Raw genomic sequence first — 15,223 nt, 5'->3', positions numbered from 1 at the left:
CATTCCTATGCTGCACTCCCCCAATTCCCCTGAAGAGGAATACACCATTGCGTTTAGTCGCAAGGATAAAAAAGCTGCATCAACGGCCAGGAATGTTGAAGCTCTAATTCATCCAAACCGGCAAACGTATCATATTCTCGCAATTGAGATCGATCAAAAGAAACAGCTGATTTCTTTAGAAGATGCAACCTATACGATCGGACGTCACCAAGCGAATGCCATCGTGCTAGATGACCAAACCGTATCTCGCAACCACGCTTTTTTGTTGAGAATCTGTGATGTCAATACGAAACAACATTCTTTTCGCATCATTGATGGTGATCTAAACGGGAAACGTAGCCAAAATGGATTGTGGGTTAATGGTAAACGATGCTTTATTCATGACCTACAAGATCATGACGTCATCTCCTTTGGCGAACGTATCCATGCCACCTATGTTTCGACCTCAAACCTCAACGATCCCAGAATTGGTATAGGAAAAAACCATGTCCAATCCTTACCCATTCCTTTACCGAAACCGAACCTTACCTTGGGTTCTACCCTTTTTCATAAAGCGACCGTGGGCAACCCCCAAGGGATTCAAGACAGTCTCGTCCCTCAACAGTCTGGTGACGCCGCTTTTGTGCGGCTGTCTTCATTTCCAGAACTGACCCCTTTGCCCATCATTGAGACAGACTTGGACGGCAACATTACCTATATCAATCCGGCTGCTTCAAACAAATTCCCCGAGTTACGAACCATCAAACGCCACCCACTGACAGATGGATTGTACGAGAAGTTGGTCCAGGAACAATCTGAATATGTTGTCCGAGAGATGGAAATCGGCAGTTCTATCTATGAACAAGCGATATATTGCATTCTCCAAAATGGTCTGATCCGTAGTTATCTCATCGAGATTACTCAACATCGCCGGACAGAACAGCAACTGAGGCTGAGCGAAGCTCGCTATGCAGCTGCAGCAAAGGGTGCCAATGACGGCCTGTGGGACTGGGACTTGCATGGGAACACTATTTACTTCTCTGATCGCTGGAAAGCCATGTTGGGCTTCTCAGAGGAAGAGATTGGAGCCAGTCCCGACGAATGGTTTAATCGCATTCATCCTCAGGATCAGGACCGAGTGACGGAGGACTTATCTGCTCACTTGAGAGGGGATACTCCCCAATTTGAGTGTGAATATCGCATTCTCCACAGCAATGGGGAGTATTTGTGGTTCAAGGGCCGCGGTCTTGCCCTCCGCAATGATCAAAATCAGGCTTTTCGGATTGCGGGTTCTCAAACTGACGTTACAGCCTACTACTCCACTCGAGCTCAGCTAGAATTCAAAGCTCAGCATGATGAAATGACCCAGTTACCCAATCGGGTCCTGTTTATGGAACGTTTGACCCATGCCTTTCGCATGGCCAAACATCAACAATCTCGGCTGTTTGCCGTTCTCTTTCTCGACTTAGATCGATTCAAAATTATTAACGATAGCCTGGGCCATAGGGTTGGAGACCAGTTGCTCATCGAAGTTTCTAAGCGATTGCAGCAGTGTTTGCGCAAGCAAGACACCATTGCCCGCTTTGGTGGAGATGAGTTTGCTATTCTTCTGGACACGGTCGAAGATGCTGATGAAGCAATTCACGTTGCTCAAAGAATCCTACAAGCGCTCAAGGCCAAGATTTCACTAGAAGAACATGAAGTTTATACCAGCGCTAGCATTGGCATAACGGTTTCCAGTCCAGACTACCAAGCGCCAGAAGAGCTATTGCAAGACTCTGATACCGCCATGTATCGCGCCAAGAAACAGGGTAAAAACTGTTTTGAAGTTTTTTCTTCGGGCATGCGAGCCCAAGTCAACAGCCAACTGCAATTGGAAACCGACTTACAACGAGCCATTAGCAATAACGAGTTGCACTTGGTCTATCAGCCCATTGTTGATCTCAATACAGAAAACATCGTCGGATTTGAAGCTTTATTGAGATGGAATCACCCTGAGCGAGGGCTAGTCCCTCCCTCAGAATTTATTCCTGTGGCAGAGGATGCAGGGCTGATGGTTTCCATTGATTGGTGGGTGCTGACTGAGGCCTGTCAGCAGATGGCCCATTGGTTGAATATCTATCCTGGTTCAACTGAACTCACCATCAACGTCAATATTTCGGCCCATCAGTTTTTGCAATCGACCTTTTGCGAGAAAGTCAATGCCATCATTCAAGAAACCGGGATGAAGCCCCATCACCTGAAGCTGGAGATCACTGAGGGAGTCATTCTCAGTAATGCACCTAATATTTCAGAACAATTAAATAATCTGAAAAAACTGGGCATTCATCTGGCTATTGACGACTTTGGAACAGGATACTCTTCTCTGAGTTATCTGTATGCCTTTCCTCTTGATGTCTTGAAAGTAGACTATTCTTTTGTCTCCCGTATGGATCAAGACAATGGGCTCGCCATTGTCAGAACAATTGTGAATCTAGGCCAAAACCTCAATATGAAAGTGGTGGCGGAAGGTGTCGAGACTAAAATCCAACAAGAGTATTTACAAGAAATGGGATGTGAATTCGCCCAAGGGTACTTATTTTCTAGGCCACTCAAAAAAGAATCAGTGGAATCAATCCTAACCAATAAAAACCTACCTCATATCCCGGCTATTCCTGTTACAACAGCCTAAACTTCCAAAAATATTCTTCCTGGTCATCAGTTTACTCATTCTTGGGCCTAGCTATTTACTAACCAAATAATTCGCTGTTTTACTAGCTTTAAAGCTTGAAAAAGGCTGAAGAAGAGGGCAAAAGGTAGAATTGAATAACGATTACTTTGGGCAAAAACTGCAGGAATCCATAAATCAATGGCACTGACTTAAGAAGTCAGGAAAAGGCTACAAGTCTTGATAGATATAGGATCAAGACTTGCACGCCATAAACTTCTGCCTTTCACTATGTCTGAGTCAGCCGAAATTCTCAAGCAGCAATTTTCCCAAAGCCTGGGTTTACCGTGGACAGATATCCTTCTAGCCTCAAGGTTAGAGGAACTCCTGAAAGAAGAAGCATTCTCCTATCGCAACCGGATATATAGCCCCATCGTTACGCTGTGGGCCATGCTTTACCAAGTGCTATCAGCCGATAAAAGCCTTCGTAACACAGTCAAATGCATCACGACTTGGCTCACAGCGGCTGGCATCCAACCGCCCTCATCTGATACCGGAGCCTACAGCAAAGCCAGAAGTCGCTTTCCAGAGTCACTGTTGCAACGTTTAATTCCCGAAAGCGCTGAGTGCTTAGCGCAACCCCTCTCCCCAGAGCACCTCTGGTGTGGTCGGCCCGTCAAGGTCTACGACGGAACCACCGTGTTGATGGCTGATAGTGCGGCCAACCAAGCATCATATCCACAACATGGCAATCAAACAGCAGGCTGTGGTTTTCCCATCGCTCGCTTGGTAGTGTTCTTCTGTTTGGTTACCGGTGCAGTGGCGTCAGCTTGTATTGCCTCCTGGGACACCAGTGAAATTGTCATGAGTCGTTTGCTCTATCAAGACCTTGAGGTCGGTGATGTGGTCATGGCGGACCAAGCTTATGGCAGCTATGTTGATCTAGCCATCATTCAACAACACAGGGCTGATGGAGTGTTGCGTAAACATCATGCTCGCAAGACTGATTTCCGCAAAGGCAACAAGCATGGCATTGGTGATCATCAGGTGACATGGCATAAGCCAGCCCAACGGCCTGAGCACATGAGTGAGCAAGATTTTGCCCTGATTCCTCAAACATTGGTCGTTAGAGAGGTGTGTTTGCGCTTATCCCTTAAGGGCTTTCGCGACCAGCACATTATTGTGGTGACGACGCTGCTGGATGCTCAACGCTACAGCGCTGGGCAACTGACTCGCTTGTATGGCTGGCGTTGGCCAGTGGCGGAAGTCAATCTGCGCCATCTCAAAACCACCTTAAAAATGGAGATGCTCAGTGCCAAAACTCCGGATATGGTGCGCAAGGACATTTGGGTACATTTGTTGGGCTATAACCTACTCAGAAGTCTCATGGAACTTGCGGCACCGCTAGCAGATAATGCTAGAACTCAACTGTCTGTGCAAGGAGCACGACAACACTTCAATCAGATGCTTGCTTTGTTGGCGACAGCCAACCGTGCGACCAGAAAGCGGTTGTTTACTCATCTACTTGAGACCATGGCAGCCGATCTATTACCCTCTCGACCGAATCGGCACGAACCGAGAGTCGTCAAACGCAGACCCAAATCTTTCCCGCGAATGCGACAACCTCGCTCTGCTCTCAAAGCTAAGCTAGCTGTTTGATTGAGCTTAAGTCAGTGCCATTGATCCATAAATAACTTGGGAAAGGATTTCCCTGGACTAATAGATATAAAAAATCCTTCGCGCTCAATTTGGGAGCTAAATAGAATAATTGCGCTTCTACCATATCCTGTGAATGTTGAAGCTGTCCAAAGACCTCAGACTCCAAACGGCTAGGAGACTTTACAAATAGGTTTAAAAGCGAATCACTTATAGTAAGAGAGTCATAGCTACTAAACAAGTTTTCTTCAACATTCAACAAGAGGATATTTGAAAATGACAAAATTGATTTTTGGTAGGCGTGTATTCCCCAGTCTAATATTTCTTTTTTTTCAGAGTTGCGAAGTATAGGTATATATCGTTCATTTTGTTTTTCATATTTAACCGTACTTCCATGGTCTGCAGCCACTAAAGCTTCAAATAGTTCTGATGATTGGCACACTAAAAGTCTTTTGAATTTAGGGTTTAAATTATCATAATAATACGCAGCTAGGCTCTCCGAAGGTAAATCCACTCGCTGTTTCAACGCAAAATAAAAGCCTTGTATTTCTTTATTTGGCTGTAATCTCTCACCTTTCAATAAATCACCAAGTGCTTTTAAAACACTGCCTGTCCACCCTAAATCCACGAAGCCATAAGAAATTTCGTCCAACATTCCTTCTTGGGAAAAATAACCTAAAGCTGATTCACGATAGCTTTGTACAGTTGCTAAAATTAAACTACTAATTTCCTGCTCATCCTGAAAAATTTTTCTAAGCTTATCTCTTTCCGAAATTGTGAGTTCCATTCCCCAGATATCTTGTGAAAACCCATTCCGCACTAATGCATCTCTTATTTTTAATGGACTTATATTCACTCTTTCACAAACACTATCGACTGACAAAGATCCTTCTTTGAATTGAAAAATCCAGTCTAATTCATATGCATCTAATTTCTTAATACTAGGAAACTTAATTGCTTGACGTGAACCATATAAATATCGACAATCGATTTTATACCCCCAGGCTTTGCAAATTAAAATTGCAATTTTATGGAGGATTTGACCATCTCTAGCTATAAAGTATAAACGTTCAATATTTCGCTTTTTTGCTTCAACAATACACCAATAAACGAAACTGAAAAATACTGGACCCATCACATCGCTAGCTGTTTGCCAAATGACTAATTGATGAGGGTCTGTATATGGTGAATTTAAGCGATTAAGGCGACAAGAGCCTGACAGCAATGAACGCAATTTTAATGGAAGAGAAGTATGCTCTGCAATTCTCTTTTCATATCTTGTTAATTGGGTATCAGTATATTGGCACGTATTTATCCCAGACCGTTTGGGGACTAAAACATCACTAATGACATTGTCGCCCATATGATTTAACTGCTTAGGGCTAAGACCTTGTTCTTTTAGACAAAAATCAAATAGGCTTCCAGTCTTCTTTGTTAATCCTGTGGATGAAGAGACATATAAAATATCTCCTTCTCTCCATAAATCTTTTTCTTCAAAAAATGAGCGAATAGTGATCTCAGGCAGATACATATCTGAAATATAAATAACATTATTTCCAGATTGGTGTATCTCTTGAATATACTTCTTTGTTGAAGGGACTAAATTCCATCCTTTTTTTTCTATCTCAGTCTCAATCTGAAGAGCTAATTCACGTTCAGTAGATGACCAATTATATCTTAGTGCTAGGGCATTATAAATCGAGTCAATGTGAATCTCTTTAGTACGATTTTTAGATCGTAATTCCCTTTCAATATTAGTTTTTATTTTTGGCCATTGCTCTTGGGTTGTCGTAATCAGGCCTGCCTTGGCAAGCTCATCAGCAACTTGGACAAATAAATCGGTTGGCCTAGCCCATACCCTCACTATAACTGTATCAAATACATCAAAGGAAAACACTTTTTGGAACATAGTTAAGAATATGAGTTAAATAAATTATCAATAGAAATACTTATTGGCTACAATATTTTTGCGAATAATCATTGTAACCTTATCAATAATTTTTAAATAATGGAAATCTGAAAAAATCTTCTTCAGTCTAAAAAAGTTAATTATACAACTTAGAATCCAGGCAATTGAACAACCAAATAATTCAACAATTATTTTTTATGTATGGAAATAAAAAACAGTACATAAAATTTGCGTTATTTTAATATTATTCTTACTGGGACTCAATGACTTAGATCACCGTCAAGTCATTTATACAATTCTTTTTACACAATTTGTTTTAAGAACTGTCACTTTTTCACTTTTACCTCAGAATGATTTACAAGTCCAAAACCCTTTTGTTCTGGGAGCTTCAAGGTAAATCAAGACCTACGGCTCATTTGGCTGTTAACGAAGGGCAAAACAAATCTAAACTCGCCTGGGAGGCCAATTCCATCACTTTTATTTGCGACAATAGTGATATGGTAACTACTCATCATTCAGAGATATATCGTTAAAGATAGTCATTTTCTTGCAAAGGTTAGACAAATTAGTGAATTACCAATATCTATAATGATTTTTCAGCCCTTTGTTTAGCCATAGCATTAACTTCAACAAGAGAACAAGAAGGTTAGTATTTTACTCACTATCTTATGGATTATTAATCTGTTTATTGCACAATTTTTCGTGCATACCAACCAATTATTGTTTCTAAAGACAAATTATTAATGAGCACTTGTTCCTCTAATGCGATCGCATTCAACGGTTTGAGTGAAGAGTTGACCAGGTGACTGAACCAATCCACAAAGTGGTCATCTACTTGTGGTCCTGCCAGTAACTCTGTATCGGTGCCAATGCACTCTTTTATTTGTATCGCCGAAAGCGACTCAATCGGGGTTTGAATCTGTTCACTAATTTTCTGAAGGTATCGCCAACAGTAGACAGTGAGGCGAATGGAGAATCGTTCTCTCGTGGGCAATAAAGTTTGATCAATCTGAGTATTTTCTGCATGAGTTAGGAGAGAACTCAGCGCTTGGGGGAATTCAGCCATTGTAAGAAATACATTAATTGTTTTTTAGAACAAGTGAAAAAAGAGCACAAGCTAAGCAAGAGTAATTCAATAAGCGATGTCTATCTCCGAAAAGAGCGAAAGACAGGCTGAAAAATTAGAATTCTTACTGTTCATCTTGATTGAGCTTGCACTTTATCAATCTAGTAGCCTGTTTACGGGAACTTGTAAAACCTTTATGAATAAAACCATCAAGCACTGAATTCAGATTGAGCTGAAATCGGTCTTTATATTGCAGTTTAGAACTCAAATCCAGAAATCTAAAGCTTCAAAAAAGCACCCTGCTTAGAGTAGGGCGCTTTTTCTTTAAGGTTGATAGTTCAAACGGCTATTCAACACCTTCAATCTTGTCTTCAACTTCTTGATAGAGATCTCGGAGCATTTGTAGGTTCTCTTCAGAGGTTTCCCAGTATCCACGGCCATTCACCTCAAGTAATGTACTTACTACTTTGCGGAAAGAGTGAGGATTAAGATTCTTAAGACGATTCCGCATCTCCTCATCTTCGATAAAGGTTGTGTTCACGTCTTCATAAACCCAATTATCCACTGCACCTGCTGTGGCTGACCAGCCCATGGTATTGACTAGGCGTTTTGATAGCTCACGCACACCTTCATAACCGTGGCTGAGCATTCCCTCATACCACTTCGGGTTAAGGAGTTTGGTGCGAGCATCCAAGCGGACTGTTTCTGAAAGGGTGCGGACCTGAGCATTGGCTGTTGTGGTATCAGCAACATAGGCATTGGGCTTTTTCTTGTCATCCCGAAGGCTGGAGACGACCTTAGTTGGATCAGAGTCAAAATAGTGACTCACGTCCGTGAGGCTAATTTCAGAAGAGTCGAGGTTTTGGAAGGTGGCATCTACTGTTTTGAGGGAGGCTTCCAAAATTTCTCTGGACTGCTCCATATCGCCAGGAGAATCAGCAGAGAAGGCAAAGGACTTCCGTTTGAGGTACATCTCTTGCAGTTCAGCTTCTTCATCCCAGGTGCTGTTCTCCACCGCCAAGTTGACGTTAGCGGCATAGGAACCGGAGGCATTGGAGAAGATTCGAGTGGCAGCTTGTCGCAAATTGATGCCCATATCTTCGGCTTGCTTGAGTGCATGCTTGCGGACAAAGTTCATCTCTAATGGTTCATCCGCTTCGGCAGCCATCTTAACAGCTTGGTCTAACAGAGCCATCTGGTTGATAAACAGATCGCGGAACACACCGGAACAGTTAACGACCACATCAACGCGAGGTCGACCCAATTCCTCTAAAGGAATGAGTTCTAGCTTGTTCACTCGACCTAAGGAGTCTGGTAATGGCTTTACCCCCACAAACCACATGACTTGAGCCAAAGATTCGCCATAAGTCTTGATGTTGTCTGTGCCCCACAGGACTAGAGCAATAGATTCAGGCCATTCGCCATTATTCTCTTGCTTTTGGCGCGCTAAAAGCCGATCAACGACAACTTTAGCGGATTGGACCGCTGCTTCTGTGGGAATGGATTGAGGGTCAAGAGCATGGATATTTTTGCCGGTGGGCAACACATCTGGGTTACGAATCGGGTCACCGCCTGGCCCAGGGAGCACATATTCTCCCTCTAAGGCTTGAAGTAAGGCACCGAGTTCATTATCAGCAACGACCTGATTGAGACAGAACTCCAGATACTCCACCAAGGGGGTTAGCGCTTCTTGATCCACATTGGGGAAACCTGCTTCATTCAGGGCCTTTACCCAAGGTTCTTCTTGGCGACCGAAGTTAAATAAATTTAGAGGAGAAACCGTAGACACTCGGCCTTCTTCATCAACTTGAGTTTGGACAATCGCAGCAACGGCAGCTCGCGTCGTTTCATTAATGGTGTTGAGGAGATCAACATCTTCAAGAACACCGCGATCGCTATTGCGGAATATTTCGTCTAAGTCTCGATTGATGCTATTGGCAATCAGTCGAGGGAGACCCAAAATATTGTCTTCACCGCGATCCAGGCTGGCAATGTTAACGAGGGTGGCAATGGCTTCCTCTGCAGTGGGGGGCTTACCAATAACATGGAGTCCACAGGGTAAGAGCCGTGACTCAATTTCCATCAGTTTGATGTAAACCCGGCCGACAATGGTGTCGCGCTCCTCTTGGGTCATGTCCTTGGCTTCCTGATCAGGCAGGTCAATGTCCTGATCTAAGTTCACCAGGCGAGCTTTATCCATAATCGTGTTAACGATAGGAATGCCTCGACCACTTTCTTTGAGGGTTTGATAGGAACCAATCAGGTCGCTGAGCTCTTTTAATCCCTTATAAAGACCAGCATTTTCTGCCGGCGGGGTCAGGTAGCTGATGGTGTTGGCATAGCTGCGGCGTTTGGCAATCGTCGCTTCTGATGGATTATTGGCCGCATAGTAGTAAAGGTTGGGAATGTTTCCGATTAAGGTATCGGGATAACAGTCGTTGGACATGCCAATCTGTTTACCGGGCATAAATTCCAAAGACCCATGGGTGCCAAAGTGAAGAACGGCATCCGCCTTAAAGATCTTTTCTAGATAGCTATAGTAGGCGGCGAATCCATGATGGGGGCTAGCGGAGCGGGAGAACAGCAAGCGCATGGGGTCACCTTCATAACCGAAGGTCGGCTGAACTCCAATAAATAGGTTGCCGTAAGTTTTTCCGAAAACCAAGAGATTTTGGCCATCGCTATTGAGCTGTCCAGGAGGGGGCCCCCAAGACTCTTCTAGACGTTTTGAGTAGGGGGTGAGGGACTCATATTCATGCACCGACATCCGGTGCGCAATGTTTAGTTCGGGGCTGTTGTACTGAGCCTGGGCGTCATGGAGGATCTCCAGCATCAACGCTTCAGAATTCTCAGGCATATCTTCGATGGTGTAGCCATCTTTTTTCATGGCTTCCATCACTTTGTAGATGGAGTTAAACACATCCAGGTAAGCAGCGGAACCGACATTGCCTTTATCCGGTGGGAAGCTGAAAACCGTAATTGCTAGTTTCTTCTCAACTTTAGTCTTCCGGCGTAAGGAAGCCCACTTCATAGCTCGTTGGGCCACCATCTCGATCCGGTCTTGCAGTGCGATCGCACGTCCAGTAACACCATCACGACCCGACAAAATAATCGGCTCAATCGCCCCATCCAATTCAGGAATGGCAATTTGTAGAGCAGCTTGAATCGGGTGCAAGCCTAAATCACTTTCTTCCCATTCTTCCGTGGTTTGGAAGACTAGGGGCAAGGCCACCATATAAGGACGGTTTAGCTTCTTCAGGGATTCCACTGCCTTGGGGTGATCTTGGCGAGCAGGCCCTCCCACCAGGGCAAATCCAGTGAGAGAAACTACGGCATCGACTAAGGCTTTATCTCCACCAGGGGTTTCATAGAAAAATTCTTCAACGGGCTTAGAAAAGTCTAAGCCACTGGCAAACACGGGAATTACCCGAGCCCCTAAAGACTCCAATTCCTGAACCGTCGCCACATAGTGGGCGTCATCGCCCGTTACTAAGTGAGTTCTCTGGAGAATCAGGCCGACGGTAGGTGCAGTGCCATTCTTGAGCGCATCAGGGATATCACGCCGAGAGCTAAACCAGTTGAGATATTCTTTGACATCGGCAAACATCTCCATGGCCAAGGGATGCCAAATCCCCATCTCCAAATATGTCACTGGATCGTCAAACTGGACTTTATCCTCCAGCTCCGGCACATACTTGTTGGCTAACATCAGCAGGAAGTTCTCCAAGTTGTCTTGGGACCCCCCCAGCCAGTACTGGAAGCTGAGCATAAAGTTGCGAGCATCCTGGGCTTTATCAACGGGTAAATACTTGAGCACTTTAGGTAAAGTTCGCAGCAGCTTCAGCATGCCGTCCTGAAACGAGGCACCAGACTGCTCTTTACGCTTGCGCATAAATTGTGCGATCGCACTTTGGGATTGCCCCAAATTAGCCATTGTGAAGCTGCCCATCTTGTTGAGGCGCATCACTTGAGGCATAGAGGGGAAAACCACTGCTACATCTAACCGATCACGATGAGGTTCCACCGCAGCAACGACTTTATCGGCTAAATCTTCGATAAAGATCAAAGATCCAATAAAAATGTTGGCTTCAGCCACGTCTGCTTCAAAAGCTTCGTAATTTTCGGGTGACCGCAGCTCTTCTAATAAGTAGCCGCTTAATTCTACGGCTACACTGTCATGGCTACTATTGATGGCATTGGCGGCTGCCGTCAGGGCACTCTGATACTGAGGCTCTAACACGACATAGACCACCTTCATTAAGGAACGTCCCCGCAACTCCTTGGGAACAATATGTCTAATGGTGGACTTGACGTGAGTGAACATGCGATCGCGCTCCTTTAACGTGAACAATCTTGTGCACGACTATTAGGTTCTATAAAGATTTGTACCAAATAATTTGCTGTGAAACGGTACGGTGGTCAGGAACTGACACAATTTGCAAGGAAATTTGTAATGGACTTCAAATCATGCTTGCAAGCCTAGATTGCTCTTAGCTCCTCCATCAAGCATAGCCGAAGTCTATAGGCAAATACATACGCACAGATCTGATGCGCCCCCTTTAAGTATCTAAACAGAATATTTACTGACCGATTTGAATCTTGATCTTTTGTGTAGATGCTTTACGTTATTTCGCTGATTTTTTCGACCATTAATTTCCTCTAATCAGTCCGATAAGAGCAGACAATCCTAAGAGTGTAAAAGCTAAAGCCATTCTTAAGACTGGCCTGCTCCCCAATGCAGGATTGTAAATTCATATTAAGCATTAGGTATAAATGCTCAGCTCACCTAATAGGGATATGCGTCGTTAGAAATCTATATGCTAAAGATTAGTGCTGAAGATTTACTCGCCAAATATGACTCAGGAATTAGAGACTTCAGCCATACTGACCTAAGTCAAATTAATTTGTTTGAGGCATATTTGCCAGAGATCAATCTTCAAGGGAGTGACTTAACCGGCTCCAATCTAGCTTATGCAACCTTGAGTCGGTCTAATTTAACTGGAACCAACTTAAACCAAGCACAGCTAGAAAAAACTTGGTTGGACTCTACTCTGTTAGCCGATTCCAAACTAAAAGAGGCTTCGCTAATCGGGGCAGAATTAGCATTTGCACAGCTTATCAGAGCGGATCTAACCCATGCCGATTTGCAAAACGCCAATTTACAGCAAGCCAATCTCTCTGCTGCTCATCTAATTGGGACCAATCTCAGTGGAGCCAATATGGAGCAGTGCAACTTGTCACAATCCATCTTAATTCGCAGCAATTTTTTCCGCGCCAGTTTTGTTGACTTCAGTGGTACTGAGATTCATCCCACCACCATTTTGCCCAATGGATATCCCGGCAGTTCTCAGTAAACTGGGGAATCATCTGATATTCTCTGGCCTCTAAGGAAATTAATCTAAATGTGTTCCCTGCAATCACGGCTCAAATATATAAGAGAATCGTCATATAGGTAAAAAACACATCTTTGGAGAAAGACAAATTATGTCTGTTGGCCATCCTCCACATCCTTCAGAAACCGTGAAGTTGGAATATAACCAGTTACAGTCTATTTCTGAAATATGGCCGATTGCTGCCCAGCGATTTGGGGAAATTGTGGCCCTTCGAGATCCCCATGTCAAACCAGAAGTCAATCTCACCTATGTGGAATTGAATCGCCAAGTCCAACGGTTCGCTGCTAGTTTACAGGCATTAGGGGTTAAACCTGGCGACCGCGTTGCTTTATTTGCCGATAATAGCTCTCGTTGGTTTATCGCCGATCAAGGCAGCATTATGGCAGGGGCCGTCAATGTGGTCCGTAGTTCCCAAGCTAGCCCAGAGGAGCTTGTCTACATTCTGGAAAACAGTGGGGCGACCTATTTACTGGTTGAAGATGCAGCAACATTAAGTAAGTTACAACCCTTCCTAACAAAACTACCCTTAAAGTTAGTGGCCTTGCTTTCCGATGAAGACGTGGCAAACAACGGTCAATCCCAGGTATTGAACTTCCCCCAAATCTTCCAAGAAGGAACTCACGGAGCTGTTCGTGCGGTTCCGTTGGATCGAGAACATTTAGCGACACTGATCTATACCTCTGGTACCAGTGGTAAACCCAAAGGTGTCATGCTGAGTCATGGCAACCTACTCCATATCATTACAGCCATGCCAGCGGCGGTTCAGCCAGAAGTGGGGGACCGCATTCTCAGTATCCTCCCCACCTGGCATTCTTTCGGCCGATTGGTAGATTACTACTTTCTGTCCCAAGGGTGCACGCAAATCTATACCAGTATTCGAAATCTCAAAGGAGATTTGCAAACCTATAAACCTCACTATATGGGCAGTGTGCCACGCTTATGGGAGTCCCTTTACGAAGGGATGCAGAAAAAGTTTCGGGGCGAACCTGCCACTCGTCAAAAACTAATCAATACGTTTTTTGGGATCAGCCAGAAATACATTCTGGCCCGCCGGACTCAGCAAGGGCTGGACATTAATAATCTCAATCCGTCAGGGCTACAACGGTTTCTGGCTCAACTGCAGATGCTTTTCCTAGGTCCATTGCATCAATTGGGCGATCGCATCGTTTATACCAAGATCAGACAAGCCATGGGCGGGCAATTCAAGCAGTCGTTTAGTGGCGGTGGCTCCTTAGCCATGCACCTGGAAACCTTTTTTGAAGCCGTCGGCATTGAACTGATTGTAGGCTATGGATTAACGGAGACCTCACCGGTCTTGACTTCTCGTCGCGCGGAACACAATTTGCGCCGCTCAGCAGGCAAGCCCATTCCCAAGACCGAAATTCGAATTGTTGATCCTCAAACTCGTCAAACCTTACCGACAGGTCAACAAGGTCTCGTTATCGTCCGAGGACCTCAAGTCATGCAGGGGTACTACCAAAATCCTGAAGCGACTGCTAAAGTGATCGATCAAGAAGGCTGGTTTGATACCGGGGATTTAGGTTGGTTGACGCCTACACAAGATTTGGTTCTAACCGGACGAGCCAAAGATACCATTGTGCTCTCCAACGGTGAAAATATTGAGCCGCAACCCCTGGAAGACGCCTGTGCCCGCAGCTCCTTCATTGACCAAATCATGGTGGTTGGTCAAGATCAACGAAGTCTGGGGGCCTTAATTGTTCCTAATCTCGATGCATTGCAGCAGTGGGCATCAGAGCAAAATGCCTCTATTCAACACCCCGGTAATACTCCCACGCCAGGGAGTAAAGTACTTACCTTTACCGATCAGCCCATCCAAGATCTCTATCGCCAGGAACTCACACGAGAAGTCAAAAATCGACCAAACTACCGCCCAGATGAGCGCATTGGTCCCTTTGCCTTTGCCTTAGAAGCATTTTCCATCGAAAATGGAATGCTTACACAAACCCTAAAAGTTCGTCGTCGTGTTGTCATGGAGCATTACCGCGATATGATCAACGGAATGTTTAAATAGATTCAAATTCGCTGCAAAAGACCTATGGAAATTCCTGCTGATCAGCTTCTGTTGAAACGCCCCATTACCGTGAAAGCAGTTGTTACCCCTCTATGGAAAGATGAGGCTCAACAACAGCTCCAAGCCCAAATCAATCAATTTGATGGTCAGCTTCAGCAACTTGATACCCAAGTTCAACAAATGATCGGTGAGTTAAAAAAGCAAACGGTTCAAATTATTGGGGCTGAAGGTAGCACTTCAGAAGAGACCCAAGCTCAAATTCAAAATATCCAAATGCAAGCGAATAATCGCAAAAGTGAGCTCTTAGATCAAAAAAACCAGGTCTTGCAGCAACTGAACCAGGTCCAATCCCTTGAGATGGAACAAGAAGTTGAGCAAGGACAAATCGATAGCTTCTTTTACATCAAAAAAGGAGATCACCTCATTCGCAGAATGCAGGTTGAAATCCTCCTGCGAGATGGTGTGGTTGAAGATATTCGCGGTGATCTCTAGCCCCATCTCCCCATAGATTCAATATTGACTAGCTATTGTTTACATCAAA

8 protein-coding genes are annotated in these 15,223 nt (G+C 44.4%); 5 read left to right on the top strand and 3 right to left on the bottom strand.

Translation table 11 applies throughout. The features are described from left to right. Positions 1–7: 7 nt before the first annotated feature. On the top strand, positions 8–2,650 hold the full coding sequence (locus tag AM1_RS25195; RefSeq protein WP_012165743.1) for an EAL domain-containing protein: 2,643 nt from the start codon (positions 8–10) through the stop codon (positions 2,648–2,650). A gap of 216 nt (positions 2,651–2,866) precedes the next feature. After that, positions 2,867–4,285: an IS4-like element ISAcma16 family transposase gene (locus AM1_RS25190; protein ID WP_012161147.1), complete on the top strand. Its 1,419-nt coding sequence runs from the start codon at positions 2,867–2,869 to the stop codon at positions 4,283–4,285. Here the strand turns inward: AM1_RS25190 and AM1_RS25185 are convergent. From AM1_RS25185 to AM1_RS25175, 3 genes are all read right to left on the bottom strand, one after another. Then, positions 4,269–6,191: an HAD family hydrolase gene (locus AM1_RS25185; protein ID WP_012165742.1), complete on the bottom strand. Its 1,923-nt coding sequence runs from the start codon at positions 6,189–6,191 to the stop codon at positions 4,269–4,271. The genes AM1_RS25190 and AM1_RS25185 overlap by 17 nt on opposite strands. A 685-nt stretch (positions 6,192–6,876) precedes the next feature. Then, on the bottom strand, positions 6,877–7,257 hold the full coding sequence (locus AM1_RS25180) for a hypothetical protein (RefSeq protein WP_012165741.1): 381 nt from the start codon (positions 7,255–7,257) through the stop codon (positions 6,877–6,879). 346 nt (positions 7,258–7,603) lie between these two features. Further along, on the bottom strand, positions 7,604–11,581 hold the full coding sequence (locus AM1_RS25175) for a magnesium chelatase subunit H (protein ID WP_012165739.1): 3,978 nt from the start codon (positions 11,579–11,581) through the stop codon (positions 7,604–7,606). A gap of 493 nt (positions 11,582–12,074) precedes the next feature. Between AM1_RS25175 and AM1_RS25170 the strand changes: the two genes are divergently transcribed. From AM1_RS25170 to AM1_RS25160, 3 genes are all read left to right on the top strand, one after another. Next, positions 12,075–12,611, top strand: coding sequence for a pentapeptide repeat-containing protein (locus tag AM1_RS25170; RefSeq protein ID WP_012165738.1), 537 nt, complete (start codon positions 12,075–12,077; stop codon positions 12,609–12,611). A gap of 130 nt (positions 12,612–12,741) precedes the next feature. Beyond that, a complete protein-coding gene (locus tag AM1_RS25165) occupies positions 12,742–14,682 on the top strand; it encodes an AMP-dependent synthetase/ligase (protein ID WP_012165737.1) in 1,941 nt (646 codons plus the stop codon). A 24-nt stretch (positions 14,683–14,706) separates the two neighbouring features. Beyond that, entirely contained in the window at positions 14,707–15,174 is a 468-nt protein-coding gene (locus tag AM1_RS25160; protein WP_010476870.1) for a YlqD family protein, read from the top strand. The last annotated feature ends 49 nt before the right edge of the window (positions 15,175–15,223 follow it).

The sequence above is a fragment of the Acaryochloris marina MBIC11017 genome (assembly GCF_000018105.1).
Taxonomy (GTDB): Bacteria; Cyanobacteriota; Cyanobacteriia; order Thermosynechococcales; family Thermosynechococcaceae; genus Acaryochloris; species Acaryochloris marina.
This window is presented reverse-complemented; position numbering and strand designations above follow the sequence as displayed.

Coding starts and splice junctions, on each gene's coding strand:
- AM1_RS25195 (WP_012165743.1), top strand. CDS start 8: ATGCTGCACTCCCCCAATTCCCCTGAAGAGGAATACACCATTGCGTTT.
- AM1_RS25170 (WP_012165738.1), top strand. CDS start 12,075: ATGCTAAAGATTAGTGCTGAAGATTTACTCGCCAAATATGACTCAGGA.
- AM1_RS25165 (WP_012165737.1), top strand. CDS start 12,742: ATGTCTGTTGGCCATCCTCCACATCCTTCAGAAACCGTGAAGTTGGAA.
- AM1_RS25185 (WP_012165742.1), bottom strand. CDS start 6,191: ATGTTCCAAAAAGTGTTTTCCTTTGATGTATTTGATACAGTTATAGTG.
- AM1_RS25175 (WP_012165739.1), bottom strand. CDS start 11,581: ATGTTCACTCACGTCAAGTCCACCATTAGACATATTGTTCCCAAGGAG.
- AM1_RS25160 (WP_010476870.1), top strand. CDS start 14,707: ATGGAAATTCCTGCTGATCAGCTTCTGTTGAAACGCCCCATTACCGTG.
- AM1_RS25180 (WP_012165741.1), bottom strand. CDS start 7,257: ATGGCTGAATTCCCCCAAGCGCTGAGTTCTCTCCTAACTCATGCAGAA.